The organism is Clostridium bornimense (assembly GCF_018917145.1).
GTDB classification, from domain to species: domain Bacteria; phylum Bacillota; class Clostridia; order Clostridiales; family Clostridiaceae; genus Clostridium_AN; species Clostridium_AN bornimense_A.
Genome location: NZ_JAHLOD010000009.1, coordinates 61007 through 87987 on the forward strand (window position 1 = coordinate 61007; position 26981 = coordinate 87987).

Consider the following 26981-nt stretch of genomic DNA (forward strand, 5'->3'; position numbering starts at 1 on the left):
GATGATTAATATTATTGGATTAGGACCTGGTTCAAGAGATTCTTTAACTATTGGAACTATAGAAGTTTTAAAAAGTAATAAACCGATATTTCTTAGAACAGAGATTCATCCTACAATAAAATATTTGAAGGATATGGGGATAAATTTTGAAACATATGATCATTGTTATGATGAGTATGATTCTTTTGATGAAGTGTATCTTAATATTGCTAAGGATCTAATTGAAAAACATAAGGAATTAGGAGACTTAGTGTATGGAGTGCCAGGTCATCCATTAGTAGCTGAAAAATCAGTATCGTTATTAGTTGAAATGTGCAAAAAGGAAGGAATTCAATATAAAATACATACAGCAGTCTCCTTCGTTGATGTTATGATGGAAACATTAAATATAGATCCTGTTGAGGGATTAAAAATAATAGATGCTTTTGATATGGATAATCAAATTATAGATACAAGAGTTGGCACTATAATAACTCAAGTATATGATAATATGATAGCATCTGAAGTAAAGTTTAATTTATCGAAATTTTATGATGATGAAAAAGAGATTATTTTTGTAAGGGCTGCGGGAGTAGAAGGAGTTGAATCAATTAGAAAAATTCCTCTATATCAATTAGATTGGCAAGAAGATATAGATTATCTTACATCAATTTATATACCAAAAGATGATTCAGGAAAATATTTTGATTTTTATCATTTAACTAGTATATTAGAAACCTTAAGAGGGGAAAATGGATGTCCTTGGGATAGAGAACAAACCCATGAGTCTATTAAGAATGCCCTTATTGAAGAGAGTTATGAAGTGGTTGAAGCTATTAATAATCAAGATGATGATAACTTAGTAGAAGAATTAGGCGATGTATTGCTTCATGTAGTTTTCCATGGAACAATAGGTAAGGAAGAAGGTTATTTTTCAGAACACGATATAATTAGAGGAATTTGTGAAAAAATGATTTATAGACATCCTCATGTATTTGCAAATAGAGTAAATACTACATCAGAAGAAGTTATTGAAGAGTGGGAAGAACTTAAAAAGAAAGAAAAAGGATATACTTCAATAACAGATTCTATGAATAATATTGCCAAAAGTTTACCGGCTACTATCAGGGCAGCTAAGGTACAAAAAAAGGCTGCGAAGGTTGGATTTGATTGGGACAGTGTAGAACCTGCATTTGATAAAGTAATTGAAGAATTAAATGAGATAAAAGAAGTATATAAAAATGCAGAAGTGTCAAGAATATTAGAGGAAGTTGGAGATTTATTATTTTCTGCAATAAATGTAGCGAGATTTTTACAAGTAGATGGAGAAGAAGCTTTAAATACAACTATAAGTAAGTTTATAAAGAGATTCTCTTATATGGAAAAAAAATCAATCGACAATGGGATAGAACTTTCAGATATGAATCTTGCGGAAATGGATGAATTGTGGAATGAATCAAAAAAAAATCAATAAAATTTAATTAAAAAGAGGAAATTAAATATTTTTGAAGAATATTAATTTTATATGCTTTAAGTACAAGGAGGTTACAAAAGTGAATAAATCAGAATTAATTTCAAGTATGGCAGAAAAAGCTAATGTATCTAAAAAGGATGCAGAAGCTGTTTTAAAGGCATTTATGGATTCAATAGGTGAAGCTTTAGAAAACGGAGATAAAGTTCAATTAGTTGGATTCGGTACTTTTGAAGCTAAAAGAAGAGAAGCTAGAAAAGGAAGAAACCCTCAAACTAAGGAAGAAATCACTATTCCAGCTTCAACTGTTCCAGCATTCAAAGCTGGTAAAGAATTAAAAGAGAGAGTAAACAAGTAATTTAACTTGTAAATAGAAAGCCTAGGTATCTAGGCTTTTTATTTATATTAGATAGATTATGTATTATAGGTAATGGAGGATTATATGAGATTAGATAAATATTTAAAAGTTTCAAGAATAATAAAAAGAAGAACAGTAGCAAAAGAAGCTTGTGATAGTGGTAGAGTATCTATAAATGATAAAGTAGCTAAAGCAAGTACTGATGTAAAAGAAAATGATATTATAACAATACAATTTGGTAATAGAGAATTAAAAGCTAGAATAATTAATATAGCTTCACATGTTAAGAAAGATGATGCAAAAGAAATGTATGAGATATTAATGGGTGAAGAAGATAAAGAAGAGTAATAAAGTTAATTGAGCCCTCATATTTATATATAAGTAGGGGGGATTGAGATGGATGTAAAGAAAGAAGTAGTAGTAAGTAATAGCAAACCATCAAATTTGACTATGGAAAATAGAGCAAATCTTTCTGTAACAGGAGTTGTAGAGGTCATTAGATTTAATGAAGACGAAATAAACTTGAATACAACAATGGGAAAGCTAACAATTAAGGGGAAAGATCTAAAAATGAATAAATTAGATGTTGAAAATGGAGATGTTATAATATCAGGAACTATAGATTCTTGTGTATACGCATCATCCAAAAGAGAAAAAGAAAGTATATTAGAGAGGCTTTTTAAATGATAATATCTAATGTATCTCAAGCGTATATTATAGCGATGACCTTTATCTCAGGAGTTTTTGCAGGAATATTTTTTGATATATATAGAGTTATAAGAGGAATAAAAGTTCCTAATAAAATTATGACATTTATAAGTGATTTACTTTTTTGGATTCTTGCCGGTTTTATGGTATATATATTTCTACATATTGTAGGAGCGCCTTTTATATCTGTTTATGCTTATTTATGTATAGCATTAGGGTTTGGCTTATATTACAAAATGATAAGTAGGCACTTTACAAAAATTTTATCAGTTTTGGTAAATAGTGCAGTAAAGTCTTTAAGAATGATTTTTAACTATTTAATCTATCCTTTTCAATTAATAATAAAAGGAAAAAATAAAAATTAACTTGAATATATTTAAAAAAAACTTTAAAATATAAATATGTATAAAAGGTTAATTTAGGGGTTGAATAGAAAGTATGAAGAGAAGGCTTAACTTGAAAAACCTTGTGATTACTGTAGTATTAATAAGTGTAGTATATACTCTTGTTAATCAACAAATTACCATGCATAGGATAAAGAATGACATTAATAATGCTAAAGCCGAAACAAAAAAGCTAAACAAAGAAAATTCTAAGTTGGAAGAAGATTTAGAAATGAGTCAAAGTGATGCATATATAGAAACTATGGCTAGAGAAAAAGGTAATTTAGTAAAGAAAGATGAAATTCCGGTAATAGAGAAAAATAACAATAAAAATTAATATATTTATAATCTAAGGAGGATTTTTTTTACATGTCTTTAAAAGCAGGTACTATAACAGACGGGGTGGTAGTTAACATCACTAAATTTGGAGCCTTTGTTGAGGTCGAGGGAAAAACAGGATTAGTACATATATCCGAAGTTGCAGATAATTATGTTAAGGATATAAGGGAACATTTAAAGGAACAGGATAAAGTAAAAGTAAAGGTACTTTCAGTTGACGATAATGGTAAGATAAGTTTATCAATAAAACAAGCAAGTACACCGAAAAAATCTTCAAGACCAATGGAAATTGACTGGAAAAAGAATAGCAACAAAAATGCTGGTAAGAACAACGGTGGGGATTTTGAGGACATTTTATCTAAGTTTCTAAAAGAAAGTGAAGAAAGATTTCAAGATTTAAAGAAACATCAAGACTTCAAAGGTAGAGGAAATAAAAAAAATTCTCTAACAAGATAGTGAAATAAATCAGAGGTTATTGCAGAACAAATGAAAATTTGTAGGCAAAACCTCTTTTTTAGTGCATGGTGATGGTAGAAATTCCTTCGGGATTTTTTTGATATAAATGCAAAATCATAGTTTATAATTTGGTCTCAGTTTCTTAATAAGTTTTCTAAGTAGGTTGCTATAAAAAAATTTCCATTTTATCAAAATGAACTATTAGATCAAAAAAAAGTGTGTATAAGTATATAATTAAAATTAGAATTTGACTCTATTATTTACATATATTATACAACTCAAAATAAAATAGAAATAAAAATAAAAAAACTTGTTGACAGCTTATAAAATGTCATATATAATTTAACTTGTCGCTAAACGACGTATGCCGAAGTGGCGGAACTGGCAGACGCACAGGACTTAAAATCCTGCGATGCTAACACATCGTACCGGTTCGATTCCGGTCTTCGGCACCAAATAACGCGGGGTGGAGCAGTTGGCAGCTCGTCGGGCTCATAACCCGAAGGTCGCAGGTTCAAGTCCTGCCCCCGCAACCAAATGTGGCGGAATAGCTCAGCTGGCTAGAGCATTCGGTTCATACCCGAAGTGTCGTAGGTTCAAGTCCTATTTCCGCTACCATTACTATAAAACTGTTGCAAAAGATAATGGTTTGTGGTAAAATAGCAAATGTTCGAAAGAACAATATATTAAAGAGGTATTCGCTAGAAGCGAGTAGAACAAATATGCCGAAGTGGCGGAACTGGCAGACGCACAGGACTTAAAATCCTGCGATGCTAACACATCGTACCGGTTCGATTCCGGTCTTCGGCACCAAATAACGCGGGGTGGAGCAGTTGGCAGCTCGTCGGGCTCATAACCCGAAGGTCGCAGGTTCAAGTCCTGCCCCCGCAACCAAATGTGGCGGAATAGCTCAGCTGGCTAGAGCATTCGGTTCATACCCGAAGTGTCGTAGGTTCAAGTCCTATTTCCGCTACCATTACTATAAAACTATTGCAAAAGAAAATGTTTTATGGTAAAATAATAAATGTTCAAGAGAACAATATATTAAAAAGGTATTCGCTAGAAGCGAGTAGAACAAATATGCCGAAGTGGCGGAACTGGCAGACGCACAGGACTTAAAATCCTGCGATGCTAACACATCGTACCGGTTCGATTCCGGTCTTCGGCACCAAAAGAACTCAAGTGATAAACTTGAGTTCTTTTTTTATATTAAAACATTAAATAAAATATTACTAAAATCATATTACGTTTTTAGATATATAGATTATTAATATATATTTAATTGACAATTGAATTATATTTAAATTAATAAACAATGTCGAAAAACATTATTAGTGATGATAATCTATTACATAGTGTCAAAAAGTTTTAAATTCATCACAAGAGAAATTTACAAAAAATGGAAAAGCAAACTGATATACTTTATTCACAATAGAGATAGGGGATGAAGGTATGCAGATTGATTTTAGTTATAATGGGGAGAATAAAAAAGAAGAATACGTTAGAAGAATTATATCATTAGTAATATCAGCTATAGCAATTTTTTTTGTAAGTAGAGTAACGCTTATAAAAGAAGTGGCGCCATTTGGAATAGCTTTATTATTAATTTTAGTACAATATTTAAAAAAAGGTGAAGTTATTGTTGTATCCTTAATGTCTATATTAGGATATACAACAATAGGTGATAAAGTTGGATCTATAATTATATATATAAGTTATGTTATAGCAATAGATATAATTACTTTTTTATTAAATAATAAAAAAGTTCAGTTACAGATATGTGTTCAATATATAGCAATTTTTTGTATAAGTTATGTGTATAAAATTATATTTGACAATACCAATTATGGAATGGGAATATTTTTAACCTTTGTAGAAGTGGTGTCAATAATACCGATATACTATATATTTAAATTTTCAATTTCATCTATGTCAGCTATAAAAACAAATTATCTTTTTAATAGTGAAGAAATTGCATCAATGGCTTTATTAATATCAGTTATAGTTGCTGGATTTTGGGGTATTAATATTTCAGGAATAAATATTGCTAACGTTTTAGGAATTACTATAATAATAATAGCTTCGTTAGTGTGCGGAAATGGAATGGGAATAATTTTTTCTATAGCAATAGGAGTAATGGTGGGGATAAATAGTAAAGGTTTAATGATTATTGTTGGAACCTATGCATTAATATCTATGACTGTTGAAATAATACGAGAGAGTGGAAAGGTATTAGCAATAGTTGGTGGAATTATTACGTTTATCATAATATATATATCTGGAAATACATCAAGCTATATAGGAATAGTAGATGGAGCTATAGCTTTTCTTATGGCATTATTAATTCCCAAAAATGTATATAGTTTTTTAGAGAGGGAGTTTAATCTTGATGTTAAAAGAGAAAAGGCCTATGAAAGTTATGGACATAAAATAAAAAATGCTGTAAATCAAAGAATGAGTACATATGCAAATGTTCTTGATGATATATCTAATATATTAAAACAACTGACCATAAGTGCAGAAAAGAATTATAAAGATATGGGAGAAGAATCTGTATACAATTTAGTAGAAAAGGTTTGTGGTAGATGTAGTATGAAAAATCAATGTTGGGAAAAGGAAACATACTATACTTATGCTGCATTTGAAGAGCTTATAGATAATATATTATACAATAATGAAGATATGCCGAAGGAACTGGATAGAAAGTGTATAAATAGAACGATGATAAAAAAGATATCTTCTGAATTAAAGACGTCTATTATGATTCGTGATATATATCAAAAAAAGCAAATAGAAGGTAGAGAAATTTTATCTAATAATATTTCTCATATGGCAAGTTCTATAGATGAAATAATTAATGAATTTCAAAATGATATATCTTTTGATGTACGAGAAGAAAGAAATATAGCCTATGCTTTTAATAAGGCAGGAATAGATTATAAAGATTTAAGTTGTACAAATACTAAAGAAGGACGGCTTATTGTCAATGTTAAGCTTAATTATTGTAGAGGTACAGATTTTTGTGTAAGAAATGTAATACCTATTATAAGCAGAGCAGTGAAGAGAGAGATGTGTGTTGGAAATGAAAATTGTTGCATAGATAGAAGTAAAAACTTATGTACAGTTTTATTTGAGGAAAGACCTAAGTTTTATATATCTTCTTGTATTAAGGTTATTCCTAAAGATGGCGAAGTGGAGAGTGGCGATAATAGTTATTTTGGTAAAGGGAAAAATGGAGAGTACAATATATTTTTAAGTGATGGAATGGGATCTGGAAAGGTGGCAGATCAAGATAGTTCTATAGTAATAGATTTAGTTAAGAAGCTTACAGAATCAGGATTATCAATGGATACGGTTATTGATACTTTGAATTCTATAATGTCGTTGAAATTTAATGAAGAAGAAAAATTTGCAACATTAGATATAGCTAATATTGATTTATATAGAGGCGAGTTAGAATTAATTAAGGTAGGAGCTGCTGCTACTTTTATAAAAAGAGGTGAAGAAGTAAAGGTTATAAATAATACAACTTTACCTATAGGAGTTTTAGATAAACCTGATGTTCAAGTAAATAATATATCATTAGAGAATGGAGATATAATTGTGATGCTATCTGATGGTGTTATAGATTGCCAAAAAGGTGACGAAGGTGATTATAGTTGGTTAGTTGAGTATTTAAAGAAATGTAAAACTAATAGTCAAGAATTAATAAGAGATGGAATAATAAAAGAAGCTACAAAGTTATCGAAAGGATATATTAAAGATGATATGACGTTAATAGTGTCTAAAACGTTTAAGGTTATGGATTAACTTTGTTGACAGTATAAAGTCATTATGTAATTATATTAATATACACTAAGATTAGGAGTATTAAAGTAGGATGGAGCGTTTATTACATAAAGTTAAAGAAACTATAAATAAATATAATATGATAGAAAAAGGAGATAGAATTCTTGTAGCAGTATCTGGAGGACCAGATTCAGTGACATTGTTACATGTACTAAATATGCTAAAGGATGAGTTAAATATTTCTTTAGTGATAGCTCACGTAAATCATATGTTAAGAGATAAAGAATCTGATGGTGACGAAGAGTATGTAAAAGGTTTAGGAAATAAGTTTAATATTCCTGTAAATACTTGTAGGGTAGATGTTGATAAGTATGCGAGAGAAAAAGGCGTATCTACAGAAGTTGCAGGAAGAGAAATAAGGTATGATTTTTTTAGAGAGGTTTCTATAAAAGAAGGGTGTAACAAGGTAGCTGTTGCTCATAATGCTAATGACCAAGTAGAAACTTTTATGATGAGATTATTTAGAGGAAGTGGAATCTACGGTCTGAGAGGTATAGATGCTGTTAGAGATAATATTATAAGACCATTAATAGATGTAGATAGAAGTTCTATTGAGAAGTTTTGTGAAGAAATGAATGTAGAGACGAGATTAGATGCAACTAATTTAGAGAATATATATAGTAGAAATAAGATTAGATTAGATGTATTACCGTATATATCTGAAAATTTTAATAAGGATATAGTAAGAACTATTATGAGGACTATAGATAGCTTTACTATAGATAATGATTATTTAGAAGAACAAAGCTATATATCATATAAAAAGTATGCAAAAAATCTTGGAGATAAAATAGTTATAGATAAAGAGGCATTTACGCTTCATAAAGCAGTTTTATCTAGATTAATCAGAAATGTTATGAAAGATTTGTTAGGTAATATAAAAGAGATAGAAAAAAAGCATATTGATGAGATAATATTAATTCAAAGTGGTGAAACAGGGAAAGAGTTAATTTTGCCGAGAAGAATTAAAGCTACTAATAATTATGGCGATATAGTTATACAGATAGATAATAAAAATAATGAATTTATTAATTTTGAAAAAGATATAAATATAAGTGGTACTACTTATATAGAAGAATTAGATATAACAATAGAATGTGAAGTAACTAATAAGAAAAATATAAATAAATTTTCAAATAATTATTTAATAAAATACTTTGATTATGATAAAATTAAAAAGGTGACAATTAGAAATAGAAGAGATGGAGATTATTTTACGCCTTTAGGAATGAAGGGAAGGAAAAAATTAAAGGACTTATTTATAAATGAAAAAATAGATAAGAGTAAGAGAAGCAAGATACCATTGATACTATTTGATAATGAAATAGCTTGGATAGTAGGGTTAAGGATTAGTGAGAAATTTAAAATAACAGAAGAAACAAAACGTATATTAATTATACAAGTTAAGAGAGGTAATTGTAGTGAATAATGATGTAAAAGAAATCTTAATAAGTGAAGATAATATAAAAGAAAAAGTAAAAGAGCTTGGGCAAAGAATATCAAAAGATTATGAAGGAGAATCGGTATTTTTAATCGGTATTTTAAAAGGGTCAGTTCCTTTTATGGCAGACCTTATGAGAGAAATAACGATACCAGTTACAATGGATTTTATGGCTGTATCTAGTTATGGAAATGGAACAACTAGTACTGGCGTTGTAAGAATTCTTAAAGATTTAGATTTTGAAATTAAGGATAAAAATATAATAATAGTAGAAGATATTATTGATAGCGGAATTACTCTTAGTTATTTAGTTGATTATCTAAAAAATAGAGGTCCTAAAAATATTGAAATTGCGGCACTTTTAACAAAGCCAGAAAGAAATAAAGTTAAAGTTAATGCAAAATACATAGGATATGAAGTTCCGGATAAATTTGTTGTAGGCTATGGTTTAGATTATGCCGAAAAATATAGAAATTTACCTTATATAGGAGTTTTAAAAGAGGAAATTTACAAATAGTTAAAAAAACTCAATTGTAACAAATATGCTACTGTGTTAAAATTTAATATAACTATAATGAGAGGGGGGCCTTACGTGAAAAAATCTACTTATGGATTAACGGCCTGGTTATTTTTAATCATTGCTGTTGTTATTACATCAATGATGTTATTCCAAAGTTCAAAGGCATTAACATCAATAACAGCAGACAAATTTGAAACAATGTGGAAAAACAATCAAATTAAAAGTATAGAAGTAAACTCTGATGGAAGAATTTCCACTGTAGAGATTGTAGCGAATGATAATAACAGATATAGTACATCAATATCTAGTACAAGATTAGATGATTTTCTTAAAGATAATGCTAATGATACAATAACACAAAAGTATAAAGAGCCTACTACTATACCAGTGTGGGTACAGTTCTTGCCGACAGGTATATTAATAATATTTACTGTAATGATGATGGTTATGTTTATGAACCAATCTCAAGGCGGTGGCGGTAGAGGTGTTATGAGCTTTGGAAAAAGTAAAGCACAAAAAGCTACTAACGATAAGAAGGTTACATTTAAAGATGTAGCTGGAGAAGATGAAGAAAAGGCAGAATTAGAAGAAGTTGTAGACTTCTTAAAATATCCTAAAAAATATAGAGATATGGGAGCAAGAATTCCAAAAGGTGTTCTTTTAGTTGGACCTCCAGGTACTGGTAAAACATTATTAGCAAAAGCAGTAGCAGGAGAAGCTGGTGTAGCATTTTTCTCAATATCAGGATCTGATTTTGTTGAAATGTTTGTTGGTGTTGGTGCATCTAGAGTTAGAGATTTATTTGAAACTGCTAAGAAAAATTCACCATGTATAATTTTTATAGATGAAATAGATGCAGTTGCAAGACAAAGAGGTGCTGGTCTTGGCGGTGGTCACGACGAAAGAGAACAAACACTAAATCAGTTATTAGTTGAAATGGATGGGTTTGGAATCCATGAAGATATAATTGTTATTGCAGCTACAAATAGACCTGATATCTTAGATAAAGCTATACTTAGACCAGGTAGATTTGATAGACAAATTATAGTTGGATCACCAGATGCTAAGGGTAGAGAAGAAATATTAAAGGTGCATTCTAAAAATAAGCCTTTAGCAGAAGATGTTAATTTAAAGACTTTAGCAAAGAGAACTCCAGGTTTTACAGGAGCAGATCTTGAAAATCTTATGAATGAAGCATCTATATTATCAGTTAGAGCTAGAAAATCTACAATAACTATGGAAGAGTTAGAAGAAGCTATTACTAGAGTTATTGCAGGTCCTGAAAAGAAATCTAGAGTTATAAGTGAAAAAGATAGAAAACTTACTGCATATCATGAAGCAGGGCATGCTATTGTAATGAGAAACTTACCAAATGCTGATCCTGTACATCAAATAAGTATCATTCCTAGAGGTTCTGCAGGAGGATATACTATGCATCTTCCAGAGGAAGACAGAAGTTATATGTCTAAAGAAGGATTAAAAGATGAAATGGTTTCTTTACTTGGTGGTAGAGTTGCAGAAAAATTAATATTAGGAGATATATCTACTGGAGCTAGTAATGATATAGAAAGAGCTACTAATATAGCTAGATCAATGGTTATGAAATATGGTATGAGTGATAAACTTGGAACTATAGCTTTTGGTGATGAACAAGGTGAAGTATTCTTAGGAAGAGATTTCGGAAGAAGTAAGAATTACTCTGAAGAAGTTGCAGCTGAAATTGATGAAGAAATCAAGATGTTTATTACAGAAGCATATAACAGATCAGAAACAATCCTTATCGAAAATATGGATAAACTTCATTTAGTTGCAAAAGCTCTTTTAGAAAAAGAAAAATTAGAAGCAGATGAATTCGAATCATTAGTTTCTACTGGTAAATATCCAGATGGATCTTCAGTAGAAGAAGTATTAGAAGAAAATAAAGAATCTGCAGATAAAGAAGATAACAAAGAAATAACTTTAGAAGATTTTGAAAAGAAAGATCTATAATATAAGAAGCTATTGTGCTAGCAAATAAAAATTTGCCGGTACAATAGCTTTTTTTATTCAGGTTTCACAATAGCTATCAGTTGAAAACTGTGCACAATATCAATAAAAGTAGAGACATATATTGATAAAATTAATGTAAATTATATAAATTCTAATATTATATGATATAATGTTTTTGTTAATTAACTGAAAAAAAGGTTATAAGATAACTTTAATTACAAGGGGTGTAAAAGATGAAAAGTGATATAGTTATAGCACAAGAGGCTAAGATGGAACCTATTATGAATATCGCGAAAAAATTAGGGGTAGAAGAAGATGATGTAGATTTATATGGTAAATATAAATGTAAATTATCTTTGGATATATTAAAAAAGAATGAAGATAAACAAGGGAAATTAATCTTAGTGACAGCAATAAATCCAACTCCAGCCGGTGAAGGAAAATCAACTGTAACAGTTGGATTAGGTCAAGCATTATGTAAATTGAATAAAAAAGCAGTTATCGCATTAAGAGAACCTTCTTTAGGACCAGTATTCGGTATTAAAGGTGGAGCTGCTGGTGGGGGATATGCTCAAGTAGTTCCAATGGAAGATATAAATTTACATTTTACTGGAGATATGCATGCTATAACTAGCACAAATAATCTTTTAGCAGCAGCAATAGATAATCATATACATCAAGGTAATTCATTAGGAATTGATCCTAAGAGAATAATTTTTAAAAGAGTTATGGATATGAATGACAGAGCACTTAGAGAAATAGTTATAGGACTTGGAAGTAAAGTAAATGGTGTAATGAGACAAGATGGATTCATGATTACTGTTGCATCAGAAATTATGGCTATACTTTGTTTATCTAATAGTTTAAGTGAATTGAAAGAAAAGATGGGTAACATCGTAATTGGATATAATTATTCTGGCGAACCAGTTTATTGTAAGGAATTAGGGGTTCAAGGTGCTATGGCATTACTTATGAAGGATGCTATTAAGCCTAACTTAGTACAAACTTTAGAAAATACTCCAGCTATCATACATGGAGGACCATTTGCCAATATAGCTCATGGATGTAACTCTATTATTGCAACTAAAATGGCATTAGCTCTTGGAGATTATGCTGTTACAGAAGCAGGATTTGGTGCAGATCTTGGTGCTGAAAAATTCTTAGACATAAAATGTAGATCTGGAAATTTAAAACCAAGTTGTGTAGTTATAGTTGCAACTATTAGAGCATTAAAACATCATGGTGGTGTTGCAAAAGATGCTTTAGGTGAAGAAAACTTAGAAGCATTAGAAAAAGGAATGGAAAACTTAAAAGGACATGTTGAGAATGTTAGAAAATATGGATTACCTGCAGTAGTTGCTATTAATAGATTCTTAAGTGATACAGATGCAGAAGTAGAATTATTAAAGAAATATTGTGAAAAGATAGGTGTTGAAGTTTCACTTACTGATGTATGGGCAAAAGGTGGAGAAGGTGGAATTGACTTAGCAGAAAAAGTTATTAAAGAAATAGACAATAATAAAGAAGAGTTCCACTATCTATATGATGAAAATCTTTCTATTGAAGAAAAGATGAATATAATTTGTAAAGAAATATATGGTGGTAGTAAAGTTAACTTTACTGCAGATGCAATGAAATCAATAAGAGAGTTAGAAAAATTCGGACTTGATAAAATGCCAATATGTGTAGCTAAAACACAATATTCTTTCTCAGATAATCCATCATTATTAGGAAGACCTGAAAACTTTGAGATTACTGTTAAAGAAGTAAGAGTTTCTAACGGAGCTGGATTTATAGTTGTATTAACAGGTAATATAATGACAATGCCTGGATTACCTAAGAAGCCAGCAGCTAACATAATGGATATTGATGAAGATGGAAAGATCGTTGGATTATTCTAAAAATTATTAGTTTTTAGTTATTAAGTATAAATGATGAGACTGTAGCACAAAAAATTATTAGTTTTAATGTGCCACAGTCCCATTAGTATTATTTGTGCATATATTGCCTAGGAAATAAATATAAGTAAAATGTATATCTTGCGTTTATGATATTTCATTTGATAAAATGGATATACTATTTTAATAAATGAAAGTCATTTAGATTTAGTATAGTTTAAAGGAGAAGGGTATGATATTTGTATTAGATGTTGGGAATACAAATATTGTATTAGGAATATATAGAGATAAAGAGTTAATTAATGAATGGAGATTATCAACTAATGATCAGAGAAGTGCAGATGAATATGGGATTCAAGTTATGCATCTTTTTGAACATAGTGGAATTTCTATAGAAGAGATAGAAGGGGTCATAATCTCATCCGTAGTTCCTAATATAATGTATTCATTGGAGAACATGATAAAAAAATACTTAAGAAGAGACCCTATAGTAGTGGGACCGGGAATAAAAACAGGGATAAATATAAAATATGATAATCCTAAGGAAGTTGGTGCAGATAGAATAGTAAATGCTGTTGCAGCTCATGAAATTTATAAGAGATCACTAATAATTATTGATTTTGGAACAGCTACTACTTTTTGTGCTGTTAGAAAGAATGGAGATTATTTAGGCGGTGCTATAACACCAGGAATTAAGATAAGTGCTAATGCGCTTACTGCAAGAGCTGCAAAACTACCAAGGATAGAACTAATAAAACCTAATAATGTTATCAGTAAAAATACAACGTCTGCAATGCAGAGTGGTATTATTTATGGATATATAGGTCAAGTAGAATATATTGTTGATTTAATGAAAACTGAACTAATTAAGTTAGGTGAAGAAGAACCTTTTGTAGTTGCTACAGGTGGTTTAGCTACACTTATAAGTCAAGAAACAAAGAATGTAGATGAAGTAAATAGATTTCTTACATTAGAGGGGCTAAGAATAATATACGAAAAGAATAGAGGTTAATTATATGAAAATAGGAAATCTTACTTTTGAAAATAAGGTTTTCTTAGCACCAATGGCTGGTGTTACAGATTCTGCTTTTAGAAGAATTTGTGTTGAACAGGGATGTGGTATGGTTACCACAGAATTAATTAGTGCAAAAGGACTATATTATGGGTCAGAAAATACAGAAGCGCTTTTGAAGTTAACAAATGAAGAAAAGCCAGCAGCAGTACAGATTTTTGGAAGAGATCCATATATAATGGCAAAAGCAGCTGAGAGATTTGATAGTGACGATAGATTTTTTGCTATAGATATTAATATGGGATGCCCAGCGCCTAAAGTTGTAAAGAATGGAGAAGGTTCAGCATTATTAAAGGAACCTGAATTAGCTGCAGAGATAGTAAGAGAAGTAAGCAAAGCAACATCAAAGCCTGTTACTGTAAAATATCGTATAGGATTTGATAGCAATAGTATTAATGCTGTTGAATTTGGTAAAGTTTTAGAGGAAGCAGGAGCAAAGTGTATTACACTTCATGGTAGAACTAGAGAACAGATGTATTCTGGAACTGCTAACTGGGATATTATAAGACAGGTAAAAGAGTCAGTTAGTATACCGGTAGTTGGTAATGGAGATGTAAATAGTTTTGATAGTGCTCTTAGATTATTTCAAGAAACTAACTGTGATGCAATAATGATAGGTAGAGGAGCACAAGGAAATCCATTTATTTTTAGAGAAGTAGGAGATTATTTAAATGGGAGAGAAATAAGACGTCCTACAAATGAAGAAAAAATAGATACTGTAATAAGGCATCTAAAATTAGAGATAGAAGACTTTGGAGAATACAAAGCAGTTAGAGAAATGCGAAAGCATATAGCTTGGTATTTAAAAGGACTTAAGAATTCTATTGATATAAAAAATCAAATAAATGTATTAACTAGTGCTGATGAGGTAATAAAAGTATTAACAGAATATAAAAAGTCTATAATATAGATATAAAAAAATGACTAATAATTCCAAAAAAACTTCAGTATTGTTGACAATAAAAAGATGCTAGTTTATAATAACGTAAATGGTTACAGGGACATATAATAATTAGAATATTAATAGGGGAATATGAAAAGGGGAGTACTGAAATGAGCGCAGAAAAAAAAATTGTTATGACTTATAATGGAATAAGAAAATTAGAAGAGGAATTAAACTTTTTAAAAACTACAAAAAGAAGTGAAATCAAAGAAAAAATTAAGGTGGCACTTTCTTTTGGAGATTTAAGTGAGAATTCTGAGTATGATGAAGCAAAAAATGAGCAAGCTTTTGTAGAAGGTAAAATTGCGCAATTAGAAGCAATGCTAAAAAAGGTTGAAGTAGTAGATGAAAGTGATATTAGTAAAGATTCAGTATCTATTGGTTCACAAGTAAAGGTTAAAGACTTAGATCTTAATGAAATAGATTTATATACCATCGTTGGTTCAGCAGAGGCAGATCCATTAAACTTTAAGATTTCTCATGAGTCACCGGTTGGGATGGCTTTGATAGGAAAGAAAGTTGGGGATAAAGTTACTGTAGATGTTCCAGATGGTGAGTTATCTTTAGAAATAGTAGAAATTTTATAACTTGGAGGGATTTTTAAATGGCTGATGAAAAGCAAGTAGCTAATGAAGAGCTTAATGAAGAATTGGAAACAGAAAAATTAAATGGACTTTTATTAGAAAGAAGAAAAAAACTAGCTCAATTACAAGAAGAGGGTATGGATCCATTTGATCAATATAAAGTAGAGAGAACACATAATTCTCAACAAATAAGAGATAATTATGATGAGTTAGAAAATACAACTGTAACAGTTGCTGGTAGATTAATGTCTAAGAGAGTTCAAGGTAAAGCTGGATTTTCTGATATATATGATAGAGAGGGAAAACTTCAATTATATGTTAAGTTAGACAATGTAGGTGAAGAAGCACTTAAGAGATTTAAGACTCTAGATATAGGAGATTTTATTGCTGTAACAGGTGAAGTGTTTAAGAGTAGAACAGGTGAAATAACTATTAAAGTTATGGAATTCACTGCACTTACAAAATCATTAAGACCGCTACCAGAAAAATTCCATGGATTAAAAGATACAGATTTAAGATATAGACAAAGATACGTAGATCTTATAATGAATCCAGAAGTAAAGGATACATTTATTAAGAGAACTGAAATAATAAAAGCTATGAGAGAGTTTTTAGATAACAGAGGATATCTAGAAGTTGAAACACCAATTCTTTCAGCTATTGCTGGAGGTGCAGCTGCAAGACCATTTATTACACATCATAATACTTTAGATATTGATATGTACTTAAGAATTGCTACAGAATTACACCTTAAGAGATTAATTGTTGGTGGACTTGAAAGAGTTTATGAAATAGGAAGAAACTTCAGAAATGAAGGTATGTCAGTAAGACATAATCCTGAATTCACTATGATAGAATTATATGAAGCATATTCTGATTATAATGATATGATGGAATTAACAGAAAATATGGTAGCTTATATAACTGAAAAAGTTCATGGAACAACTAAGGTAGTTTATGAAGGTACAGAAATAGATTTTGCTCCACCTTGGAGAAGAATTACTATGGTAGATGCAGTTAAAGAATATGCTGGTGTTGACTTTAACACAATAAATAGTGATGAAGAAGCTCAAGCTATTGCTAAGGAAAAGCATTTAGAGTTAAAGAAAGATTTAAAGAACTACACTAAAGGTGAAATCTTAAATGAATTATATGAAACTTTTGCTGAAGAGAAAATGATTCAACCTACTTTTGTAATAGATTATCCAGTAGAAATTTCTCCTCTTACAAAGAAAAAGAGAGGAAATGAAATGTTCACTGAAAGATTTGAAGGATTTGTTTATGGAAGAGAATTATGTAATGCATATTCAGAATTAAATGATCCTATAGTACAAAAAGAAAGATTCCTTCAACAATTAAAAGAAAGAGAAATGGGTGATGATGAAGCTTACATGATGGATGATGACTTCATAACAGCATTAGAAATCGGTATGCCACCTACAGGAGGAATGGGAATGGGAATTGATAGATTAGTTATGTTCTTAACTAATTCATCATCTATAAAAGATGTAATTTTATTCCCTACTATGAAACCTACAAATACAAAGTAGAATTATAATATAGTAATAAAGTTGTAATAAGCATAAAAGTTTATTACAACTTTTTTTATGCAATATTACCTATTTTTTTATTAGGTTTTATAAGATATATTGTTGATTTACATACAAAATGTTATTATAGAGTAAAATATCATTTTACAATGTATTTTATTATATTTAGCAAAATAGAAACATACTGTTTTGGAAAGGGAAAATATATGAAAAAGATGAGAGTTAAAAATAAAAAGAGATTTTCAATCTTTTTGGCAGTTATATTATTAGCAGGTTCTAGTACGGTTATAGCTTTAGAAAAGAATAATATTAGTAAACATAGTACTTCTAGTGAAAAAATGCAATCTGATGGAGAAAGATCAAAGAGTAATGATAGTACTAATAATAAAAACAATTCTAGTAATGAAGATAAAAAGAAACAGTTGTTAGATCAATATAATTATAAAGATAGTAATAGTATTTTTGTGTTAGTAAATAAAGAAAATAAATTGCAAGATGGATACATACCAACAGATTTAGTTGAAATTAATGATAACTTAGTAAATAAACCTATACAAATGAGAAGTGAGGCTGCTGAAGCTTTAAATAAAATGATTGCTGAAGGTAAAGAAAATGGATTATCGATGTTACTAACATCAGGGTACAGAAGTAGTGATAGTCAGGAAAGTTTATATAGTGATGAAGTAGCGACTAGAGGAGAAGGTATTAATTATGTTGCACCACCAGGAACATCTGAACATGAAACTGGGTTAGCAATAGACATAACTAGTAATAAAATAGGATGTAAGTTAGAAGATACATTTGATACTACAGATGAAGGAAAGTGGCTGAAGGATAACGCTCATAAATTTGGATTTATATTAAGATATCCTAAGGATAAAGAAGAAATCACAGGATACTTATATGAACCATGGCATTTTAGATATGTAGGTGTTGAACTTGCAGGTGTGCTTTATGAGAAGAATCTAACTTTAGAGGAGTATTATGAGGTAAAATAGCATATATGAGTAAGAGAGGGTTTATAGATTTGGATAAAATAAAGAAAATTTTTAATAAGAAGTTATTATTTATGGTAATACCTGTAGTTACTGTAGTAGCTGTTGGTGGTGGTTGTTTTGCGTATGTAAATTCAGAGGTTAATAAATGGGAAAATAAAATATATCCTAATGTTATTGTTGAAGGTGTAGACCTTGGAGGAAAAACAAAAGAAGAAGCTTTAAAGACTATGGAAGAAAATATTGAAAAAGAATATAGTGGCAAAAAAATAGTTGTTAAGGCAGAAGAAAATGAATTTGATTTCGATATAGATGTTAATAATTTAGAAAAAAATTCACAAGATATAATAGATAAAGCAGAGCAATTTGGAAAAGATAAAAATCTAGGAATGTTTTCTAAGTATAAAATGATTAAGAGTAAAGAAAAGGTAAATTATGATTTACAATTTGCTCTTAGTGATGAGGAAGTTAATAGAATCGTAACAGAAGTTAAAGAGAAGGTTAATACAGAAGCTAAAAATGCAACAATAAAATTAAGTAGTGGTAATTTTGTTGTTACTGATGATGTAAGTGGTAAAGTTGTAAATGAGGATAAACTTAAAGAAGATATTAAAGAAGCTTTTAAAAGCAAAGATAAAGATAGTTATTCTGTTGAGGCAGAGGTTGAAAATACTACTGCTAAAGTTACAGCAAGTGAATTAAAAAAAATAAATAAAAATGTAAGTACATTTACAACTAGGTTTGGGACAAGTGATGCTGGAAGAAATGAGAATATTCGTTTAGCAGCGAAAACTTTAAGTGGTACAGTATTGATGCCAGGAGAGGAATTTTCTTTTAATAATATTGTAGGAGATACTACTGCGGATAAAGGATATCAACCGGCTACTGTAATTGTTGGTACTAAATTTGAAAAAGATTATGGCGGAGGAATTTGTCAGGTATCTACTACTTTATATAATGCAGTGATGCAGTTAAATGTTAGACCTACAGAAAGACATCCTCATAATATGTCTGTTAGTTATGTAGATAAGAGTACAGACGCAGCAATTGCTTATGGTTATCAAGATTTCAAATTTAAAAACACTTTACAATATCCAATTTATATTGAAGGATTTGCAGATAAGTCTAATGGAATATTAACATTTAACATATACAGTAACGAAGGAGCAATAACTCCAGGAGTATCTTATAAAATGAGAGGGGAAGTCACAGAGACTGTACAACCATCTGTTAAAAGAGAAAATGATAATACTTTAGAAGCTGGTAAGGAAAAGGTAGAAAGTAATGGAACAGTAGGATATAAATCTGTTGGCTATTTAGATAAGATTGTTAATGGACAAGTTGTAAGTAGTGAAAAAGTTAATACAGATTATTATAGACCATCAGATACTATAATAAAAGTTGGAACTAAACAATAAAAATAAGGGGTTTTGCAATGGGGGTAATCCTTAGGCAAGACCCTTTAATATAGAAACTTTATTTTATTATTAAAATTAATTAAAAAAGTGTTGACAGATAGATATAATCTTAATATAATAATACTTGTGAGTGAGATTAATCCGTAGTAGCTCAATGGTGGAGCATTCGGCTGTTAACCGACAGGTTGGAGGTTCGAGCCCTCTCTACGGAGCCATAAAAAAGATTAGTATTAATACTAATCTTTTTATTATTTTAAAATATATATTAATAGTGTTGAAAAAAGCTGCCACAAATTTATTTGTGGCAGCTTTTTCGTAAAAGCAAATTATTCAGCTAATTCAAGAATCCATTGTTGGCATAGGTGAGAATTATATTCCCATTGTTGAATATTTGCTTTTTTACTTTTGCTTGCATCTTTTACTTCTATAACAGATTTGTTTTTTGAAATTTTAGTGTATATAACAAAGTTACCATTATCTAGACGTTTGAACTTGAATTGTTGGTTAGTAGCATCTTTATCAGTATATAATGCTATGTTAGTACCATTAGCAGTTTTTTTGCCACTGACATCTACAACTTTATTTGCATTTCCAACTTGAGATACCATTTTATAATATCCATCACCAACGCTTACTATTTTGAAAACTTGTGCAGATGCATCGTTAGAAGGGTGTTGTTGTATATTAGTATTATTAGCATAGTTGCCGTTTTTTACATCCATATATTGACCACTATTTGCATTTTTAAGTCTATAGCATTTACCACTAGTAATTTTAGTTACAGTAGTTGAATTATTAGATGTAGAATTATTACTAGAGCTAGATGAATCATTGGAGCTGTTAGAGTTACCTGCTAAATATATATTAGGCTGAGAAACCTTTGACATACCATTCCCTAAGAAAAAGCTTGTATGTGGAGGTTGATTATATGCAACATTTTGCCAAGCCACCCCTAATCTATATACATAATCATGCATCAATGTATGAATGCGATATTCAGTTATATCTGTTGTTGAATAAATCCTTAATTCACTACTATCGTCAGTTCTCCAAATTATTTCTTCACGCCAATCTCCTAATATATCAGCCTGTAATACTGGAGTAGCCTTTGTACTATTATTAGCAGAGCATCCAGTAGCAGTTAGAAGTCTGTTTAATTTGTTATTTTTATAATCCCATTTATCTATTCTATTTCGATCTACTAATTCACGAGATAAGTCACCATCCCACCATGCAGCAAAGTTTATAGAACCTGGAGTTGAAGAACTTATTTTTTTACCAGAAGAATTATATAAGCCTTGGCCTGATGCCCACATTTCTTCGCCTGGATGAGTAGGATCTATATCAGCAGTAAGACCTCTACCTACATCAGTACCAGTTTTTACGCCCCAAAGTACTTTTCCGGTTTTTGCATCGCGAAGATCGAATCCATATTTAGAAGTTTTTGATTCGTGTACTTGGAAAACTTCCAATCCATCATTATTAGGATCTAAATCTCCAACATGTAGAGCATCACCATGAGAAAGTCCTGTAGAATATAATCCTTTACCATTATCATCAATAGTGGCAGAACCAAAAATTATTTCATCTTTACCATCATCATCAACATCAGCTACACTTAAGCTGTGGCAACCACGATCTCTATAGTTAGAATTTGTTGAATCATCGGCAACGAATTCCCAATTCTTTGTAAGTTTGCCATCTTTAAAGTTATAAGTTGTTATAGCAGTCTTAGCATAATATCCTCTGCTCATAACAAGGCTTGGAGTTTTTCCATCTAAATATGCAACACCACCAAGGAAACGATCAACTCTATTACCATACTTATCTCCCCAATCACTTACTTTACCTCTTTCAGGAGAAAAATCTATAGTAGATAAAGCTTTACCGGTGGAACCTTCAAACATTGTTAAGTATTCAGGACCACTTAAAACACGTCCTTTGCTATTTCTATAATCTTTACTTTTATCTCCAATATATTTTCCAGTACCGTCCTTTGTTCCATCTGCAGTTTTACATGCTACTTCAGCTTTACCATCGCCATCAAAATCATAAACTATAAATTGAGTATAATGAGCACCAGAGCGAATATTTACTCCTAAATCTATGCGCCATAGAAAAGTACCATCCATTTTATAAGCATCGATATAAGTGTTTCCTGTATATCCATCTTGAGAGTTATCTTTACTATTAGATGGATCCCATTTTAATATAATTTCATATTGTCCATCACCATCTACATCTCCTACACTACCATCATTAGCACTATAGCTATATTCTTCTCCAGATGGAGTTTTTCCATCAGCAGGTTTTTTTATTGGAATAGATTTATATGGTGTTGAGGATACAGATACCTCAGATGTTCCATCCTGTTCTTTGTTGTTTATTACTGGCTTTATAGAATATTTAGAGTTTGTAGTTCCGGTCGTATCAAGATAATTGGTGCTATTAGTTATAGGTGAAGAATTGATTTTTTTACCATCTCTATATATGTTGAAAGAAATATTTTCACTATCAGTACCTAACATTCTCCAACCAATATATACACCATTATTTACTTTAGTGGCTATAACACCACGATCTAAATACTCCATTTGTCTTGCTGTAGAAGTGGCAGCATAAACGTTAGTCTCTAATGATGAAAAACTTGCAATAGCTGAAGAGTTTAGAGTTAGAGCAATAGCAGTTGTAAAAGTTATTATAGTTTTAATAAAAGTTTTTTTTATCACATAATCACCTCTTTAATATTCAATAAATAAAACAAAAAAAGAAAAAAGTAGTACCAATATAATACATTAAAATACAAAATAATGCAAGAAAAGACAAAAAATACTCAAAGGAGGTAATGATAAACAATATTGACTTTTATATAATCTTTGATAAAATAAAATAAAGTAATTACTAATTTAGCTGAATGATATATAATAGTAATATAATGAAAGACGCGTTGAAAAAGAGGAGTAGATATAAGGGACCTTGAAGAGAGATGGTGGGTGCTGCAAACCATTAGGAAATTTATATCGAAGGAACTTTGGAGCGATTAAAAATAAAGTTGGGCTAGCTGCCAATAAGGGTGGAACCGCGGTAAAACCGTCCCTTAGATGAGCAGGTGGTTTTTTTGTTTTTTGAAATAAAAAGTTTTAGGAGGTTATATTGATGGCAGTAGAAAAGACTATGGATAAAATAGTAGCATTATGTAAAAACAGAGGTTTTGTATTTCCTGGATCAGATATCTATGGGGGATTAGCAAACTCATGGGATTATGGTCCATTGGGAGTAGAGTTAAAGAATAATGTAAAGAAAGCTTGGTGGAAAAAGTTCGTTCAAGAATCACCATACAATGTTGGTTTAGATTCAGCTATTCTTATGAATAGAGAAGTATGGGTAGCATCAGGACATGTTGGTGGATTTTCTGATCCATTAATGGATTGTAAAGATTGTAAAGCTAGATTTAGAGCAGATAAGTTAGTTGAAGATCACATGACAGCGTCTGGAGTAGAAGTTGCATCAGCAGATGGATGGACAAAAGAACAATTAAAAGAATATATAGATAAGAATAATATAGATTGTCCTAAGTGTGGAAAGCACAATTATACAGAAATAAGACAATTTAATCTTATGTTTAAAACATTCCAAGGTGTAACAGAAGATTCAGCAGCAGAAATTTATTTAAGACCAGAAACAGCTCAAGGTATATTTGTTAACTTTAAGAATGTTCAAAGAAGTGCTAGAAAGAAGATGCCTTTTGGTATAGCACAAATAGGTAAATCTTTCAGAAATGAAATTACTCCAGGAAACTTTACTTTTAGAACAAGAGAATTTGAACAAATGGAATTAGAATTCTTCTGTAAACCAGGAACAGATTTAGAATGGTTTAAATATTGGAAAGATTATTGTTGGAATTTCTTATTAGGATTAGGAATGAATACTGAAGCATTAAGAATGAGAGATCATGAACAAGAAGAATTAGCATTCTATTCAAATGCTACATCTGATATAGAGTTCTTATTCCCATTTGGATGGGGTGAATTATGGGGAGTTGCTGATAGAACTGACTATGATTTAACTCAACATATGAATCATTCTAAAACAGATCTTCAATATCAAGATCCAGTAACAAATGAAAAATATATTCCATATGTAATAGAACCATCTCTTGGAGCTGATAGAGTTGTTTTAGCATTTTTATGCAATGCTTATGATGAAGAAGAAGTATCTGAAGGTGATGTAAGAACAGTTTTAAGATTACATCCTGCATTAGCACCATATAAGGTTGCAGTACTTCCATTATCAAAGAAATTATCTGAAAAATCTACTGAAGTTTATAGTGAACTTGCTAAATATTTTGCTGTAGATTATGATGAAGCAGGATCTATTGGTAAGAGATATAGAAGACAAGATGAAATAGGAACACCATTCTGTATAACTATAGATTTTGATACATTAGAAGATAATACTGTAACAGTAAGAGATAGAGATACTATGGATCAAGTTAGACTTCCTATTAGTGAAGTTAAATCTTATATAGAAGAAAAATTAATGTTTTAATTGTATGATATGATCAAAAAGTTGTTAGTGAGCACTTTTGTTATGATATAAGGTAGGATTTAGTATATCTATATTAGTTAAAAAGAAAAAATCTGTCACTTTTCTTTATGTGACAGATTTTTTTTACTTAATAAATACTATTCAAAAAAGTAAATAACCAGATAGGGATGCATCTGGTTATTTGGGGTTTGATCACGGGAATGTGTCAAATCTTTTTAAATTATGGGAATTTGTATCAAAGTTTTCTTGCGTTATGCTATTATAATACATTATTTGCAGTATGTTTTCAACAAAAAAAATAATGTTTTTATATTCTGAAAATTCTATAAAATACTGTAAATACAGTAAAATAGCGCATGTAATTGTTTTCGATAAAAGTGAAATTTTTCAAAAGTATTGTAGAATTATGAAAATATATAAATATGTTATGAAAAATATTGATGTTTTTATATGAAAGTAAAAATACAGATGTAATTTATTTATAGCTGTTATAAATCAATGAAAATACATGATATAATTAATACAGAGTTAATTGTCAGGAGGATTAAGTTTATGAGAGAAGACTTTAGTAAGTTTAAGGAGTTTATAAAGAATAAAAATGTGGCAGTTGTTGGAATAGGTGTTTCTAACGTGCCTCTCATAAGATTTTTAGTTAGTTTAGGGGCAAAAGTCAGTGCGTTTGATAGAAAAAGTAGAGAGGCACTTGGTGAAGTTGGAAATGAATTTGAAACATTAGGAGTAAAATTAATTTTAGGAGAAGGTTATTTAGATAAGCTTACTGGATTTGAAGTTATTTTTAAGACACCATCAATGAGAATAGATTGTGATGCTTTAGTTAAGGCAAAAGAAGAAGGTGCATATATAACATCAGAGATGGAGGAATTTATTAGATATTGCAAAGGTACAATTTTTGCAGTAACAGGAAGTGACGGTAAAACTACATCTACTACATTAATATATAATATGTTAAAAGAAGAAGGGTATAAGACATATGTAGGAGGAAATATAGGAACTCCTTTATTTGCAAAGATAGAAGAAATCAATGAAGAAGATAAGGTTGTTTTAGAATTATCTAGCTTTCAACTTATGACTATTAAGTTACCTATGGACGTTGTAGTAGTTACTAATATTACACCAAATCACTTAGATATGCATAAAGGTATGGAAGAGTATATTGAAGCAAAGAAAAATATATTTAAATATCAAGATAATAGTGGATTATTAATATTGAATATGGATAATGATATTACAGCATCATTTGTTGGAGAAGAAAAAGGTAGATTAAATAAATTTTCTGCTAAACAAATAATTGATAATGGAGCATATTATAAAGATGGAAGTTTATATGTAAATAATAAAAAGGTATGCGATAAGGATGAAATAGTTATTAAAGGAATGCATAATGTAGAAAATTATTTAGGAGCTTTTTGTGCAGTATATGATTATGTTAGCATCGACACAATGAGAAAAGTTGCTACTACATTTAAAGGTGTAGAACATAGATGTGAACTTGTTAGAGAAATTAATGGTGTTAAATATTATAATGATTCTATAGCATCATCACCTACAAGAACATTAGCAGGATTAAAGGCATTTGATCATCCTGTTATTTTAATTGCAGGAGGTTATGATAAGAATATACCGTTTGAACCATTAGCAGAAGAAGGGTATGAAAAGGTAAAAGCTTTAATTTTACTTGGTAAGACAAAAGAAAAAATAAACAAAGTATTTCAAGATGTTATTAAAGAAAAGAATATTTCATTAACAATATATATGGTTAATACTATGGAAGAGGCAGTATTAAAGGCAAAAGAGATATCTAAAGCTGGAGATATTGTAACATTATCACCAGCATGTGCATCATTTGATATGTATCCTAATTTTGAAGTAAGGGGAAGAGCATATAAGGATATAGTTAAGAAACTTTAATTTCAGTATAATATATAGAGGACTATAGTGGAAAAATGATTTTAATCAGTCTGCTATAGTTTTCTACTATTTTTGATGAGATTAGAGAATATTAAAATATGCTAATAAAAATATTGACAATAAATTTTAAGTTGATATAATAACTATTGTAGTAAATTTGAAAGAACAATAAGTTTTTTCATTGAAAGGAAACTAGCATCTGGTGATGATGCCTCTAAGGGATACACCCGTTCCCATACCGAACACGATGGTTAAGCCTCAGAGGGCCGATGGTACTGCACGGGAGACTGTGTGGGAGAGTAGGATGTTGCCAGGTAAAAATGGATCATTAGCTCAGTTGGTTAGAGCAACCGGCTCATAACCGGTAGGTCCGGGGTTCGAGTCCCTGATGGTCCACCATAAAGCCACATTGCAATTGCAATGTGGCTTTTATTGTTTAATGAATACCACAGGTTCGACCTGTGGTTCTAAAAAGCTTTTAGCTATACGTAGAAAATAAAAAACCTCCGATGTAAAATAATAGTAGGTTTGCCGACCAATACTATAAGTTA

The 26981-nt window shown here is 30.2% G+C and carries 21 protein-coding genes, 9 tRNA genes, 1 rRNA gene and 1 other annotated feature; of the genes, 30 read left to right on the top strand and 1 reads right to left on the bottom strand.

Annotated elements, in window-relative coordinates:
* The first annotated feature begins 1 nt into the window (after position 1).
* The 26 genes from mazG (at position 2) to KQI30_RS05000 (ending at position 20168) form a co-directional block, all read left to right on the top strand.
* Positions 2-1453, top strand: a complete 1452-nt coding sequence (gene mazG, locus KQI30_RS04875) for a nucleoside triphosphate pyrophosphohydrolase (RefSeq protein ID WP_216462124.1) — start codon at positions 2-4, stop codon at positions 1451-1453.
* Positions 1454-1532: 79 nt separating this feature from the next.
* The gene (locus KQI30_RS04880) at positions 1533-1808 is read left to right on the top strand and encodes an HU family DNA-binding protein (RefSeq protein ID WP_044039443.1); all 276 of its coding nucleotides are present in this window, start codon (positions 1533-1535) and stop codon (positions 1806-1808) included.
* Between the two features lie 84 nt (positions 1809-1892).
* Entirely contained in the window at positions 1893-2156 is a 264-nt protein-coding gene (locus tag KQI30_RS04885; protein WP_044039442.1) for an RNA-binding S4 domain-containing protein, read from the top strand.
* 48 nt (positions 2157-2204) lie between these two features.
* Positions 2205-2495, top strand: coding sequence for a sporulation protein YabP (gene yabP, locus KQI30_RS04890; protein WP_216462125.1), 291 nt, complete (start codon positions 2205-2207; stop codon positions 2493-2495).
* Complete coding sequence (yabQ, locus tag KQI30_RS04895; RefSeq protein WP_216462126.1) at positions 2492-2881, top strand: spore cortex biosynthesis protein YabQ; 390 nt, start codon at positions 2492-2494, stop codon at positions 2879-2881. The genes yabP and yabQ overlap by 4 nt, the downstream gene beginning before the upstream one ends.
* A gap of 73 nt (positions 2882-2954) precedes the next feature.
* Positions 2955-3236, top strand: coding sequence for an FtsB family cell division protein (locus KQI30_RS04900; RefSeq protein ID WP_216462127.1), 282 nt, complete (start codon positions 2955-2957; stop codon positions 3234-3236).
* 32 nt (positions 3237-3268) lie between these two features.
* Complete coding sequence (locus KQI30_RS04905) at positions 3269-3694, top strand: S1 domain-containing RNA-binding protein (RefSeq protein WP_216462128.1); 426 nt, start codon at positions 3269-3271, stop codon at positions 3692-3694.
* A 366-nt stretch (positions 3695-4060) separates the two neighbouring features.
* Positions 4061-4149 (top strand) — tRNA-Leu (locus KQI30_RS04910).
* Between the two features lie 5 nt (positions 4150-4154).
* Positions 4155-4230 (top strand) — tRNA-Met (locus tag KQI30_RS04915).
* A gap of 5 nt (positions 4231-4235) precedes the next feature.
* Positions 4236-4312 (top strand) — tRNA-Met (locus tag KQI30_RS04920).
* A 106-nt stretch (positions 4313-4418) separates the two neighbouring features.
* Positions 4419-4507, top strand: a tRNA-Leu gene (locus KQI30_RS04925).
* A 5-nt stretch (positions 4508-4512) separates the two neighbouring features.
* Positions 4513-4588, top strand: a tRNA-Met gene (locus tag KQI30_RS04930).
* Positions 4589-4593: 5 nt separating this feature from the next.
* Positions 4594-4670, top strand: a tRNA-Met gene (locus KQI30_RS04935).
* Positions 4671-4776: 106 nt separating this feature from the next.
* Positions 4777-4865, top strand: a tRNA-Leu gene (locus tag KQI30_RS04940).
* 281 nt (positions 4866-5146) lie between these two features.
* Complete coding sequence (gene spoIIE / locus KQI30_RS04945; protein WP_216462129.1) at positions 5147-7504, top strand: stage II sporulation protein E; 2358 nt, start codon at positions 5147-5149, stop codon at positions 7502-7504.
* A 70-nt stretch (positions 7505-7574) separates the two neighbouring features.
* Positions 7575-8972, top strand: coding sequence for a tRNA lysidine(34) synthetase TilS (gene tilS, locus KQI30_RS04950; protein WP_216462130.1), 1398 nt, complete (start codon positions 7575-7577; stop codon positions 8970-8972).
* Entirely contained in the window at positions 8965-9501 is a 537-nt protein-coding gene (gene hpt / locus KQI30_RS04955; protein ID WP_216462131.1) for a hypoxanthine phosphoribosyltransferase, read from the top strand. The genes tilS and hpt overlap by 8 nt, the downstream gene beginning before the upstream one ends.
* A 141-nt stretch (positions 9502-9642) precedes the next feature.
* Entirely contained in the window at positions 9643-11493 is a 1851-nt protein-coding gene (gene ftsH, locus KQI30_RS04960; protein WP_253287389.1) for an ATP-dependent zinc metalloprotease FtsH, read from the top strand.
* Between the two features lie 233 nt (positions 11494-11726).
* Positions 11727-13394, top strand: a complete 1668-nt coding sequence (locus KQI30_RS04965) for a formate--tetrahydrofolate ligase (RefSeq protein ID WP_216462132.1) — start codon at positions 11727-11729, stop codon at positions 13392-13394.
* 229 nt (positions 13395-13623) lie between these two features.
* The gene (locus tag KQI30_RS04970) at positions 13624-14403 is read left to right on the top strand and encodes a type III pantothenate kinase (RefSeq protein ID WP_216462133.1); all 780 of its coding nucleotides are present in this window, start codon (positions 13624-13626) and stop codon (positions 14401-14403) included.
* Between the two features lie 4 nt (positions 14404-14407).
* Positions 14408-15373 (top strand): tRNA dihydrouridine synthase DusB, encoded by a 966-nt coding sequence (gene dusB, locus KQI30_RS04975; protein ID WP_216462134.1) that lies wholly within the window; start codon positions 14408-14410, stop codon positions 15371-15373.
* Positions 15374-15516: 143 nt separating this feature from the next.
* Positions 15517-15993, top strand: a complete 477-nt coding sequence (greA, locus tag KQI30_RS04980) for a transcription elongation factor GreA (protein ID WP_216462135.1) — start codon at positions 15517-15519, stop codon at positions 15991-15993.
* A 17-nt stretch (positions 15994-16010) separates the two neighbouring features.
* Complete coding sequence (gene lysS / locus KQI30_RS04985; RefSeq protein ID WP_216462136.1) at positions 16011-17540, top strand: lysine--tRNA ligase; 1530 nt, start codon at positions 16011-16013, stop codon at positions 17538-17540.
* Between the two features lie 206 nt (positions 17541-17746).
* On the top strand, positions 17747-18538 hold the full coding sequence (locus tag KQI30_RS04990; protein WP_216462137.1) for a M15 family metallopeptidase: 792 nt from the start codon (positions 17747-17749) through the stop codon (positions 18536-18538).
* 5 nt (positions 18539-18543) lie between these two features.
* A complete protein-coding gene (locus tag KQI30_RS04995; RefSeq protein ID WP_216462138.1) occupies positions 18544-19953 on the top strand; it encodes a VanW family protein in 1410 nt (469 codons plus the stop codon).
* A 140-nt stretch (positions 19954-20093) separates the two neighbouring features.
* A tRNA-Asn gene (locus KQI30_RS05000) sits at positions 20094-20168 on the top strand.
* Positions 20169-20279: 111 nt separating this feature from the next.
* Here KQI30_RS05000 and KQI30_RS05005 read toward each other — a convergent pair.
* On the bottom strand, positions 20280-22682 hold the full coding sequence (locus KQI30_RS05005) for an RICIN domain-containing protein (RefSeq protein ID WP_216462139.1): 2403 nt from the start codon (positions 22680-22682) through the stop codon (positions 20280-20282).
* A gap of 209 nt (positions 22683-22891) precedes the next feature.
* Positions 22892-23054, top strand: a binding site (T-box leader).
* 55 nt (positions 23055-23109) lie between these two features.
* On the opposite strand from KQI30_RS05005, the gene KQI30_RS05010 reads away from it, so the two are divergent.
* The 4 genes from KQI30_RS05010 to KQI30_RS05025 all read left to right on the top strand — a co-directional run bounded on the left by KQI30_RS05010 (position 23110) and on the right by KQI30_RS05025 (position 26829).
* Entirely contained in the window at positions 23110-24501 is a 1392-nt protein-coding gene (locus tag KQI30_RS05010) for a glycine--tRNA ligase (protein WP_216462140.1), read from the top strand.
* A 552-nt stretch (positions 24502-25053) separates the two neighbouring features.
* Positions 25054-26430 carry a UDP-N-acetylmuramoyl-L-alanine--D-glutamate ligase gene (gene murD, locus KQI30_RS05015; RefSeq protein WP_216462142.1) on the top strand — a complete coding sequence of 459 codons (1377 nt, stop codon included), beginning with the start codon at positions 25054-25056 and terminating at the stop codon, positions 26428-26430.
* A gap of 198 nt (positions 26431-26628) precedes the next feature.
* Positions 26629-26746 (top strand): 5S ribosomal RNA (gene rrf, locus KQI30_RS05020).
* Positions 26747-26752: 6 nt separating this feature from the next.
* Positions 26753-26829, top strand: a tRNA-Ile gene (locus tag KQI30_RS05025).
* Positions 26830-26981 lie beyond the last annotated feature (152 nt).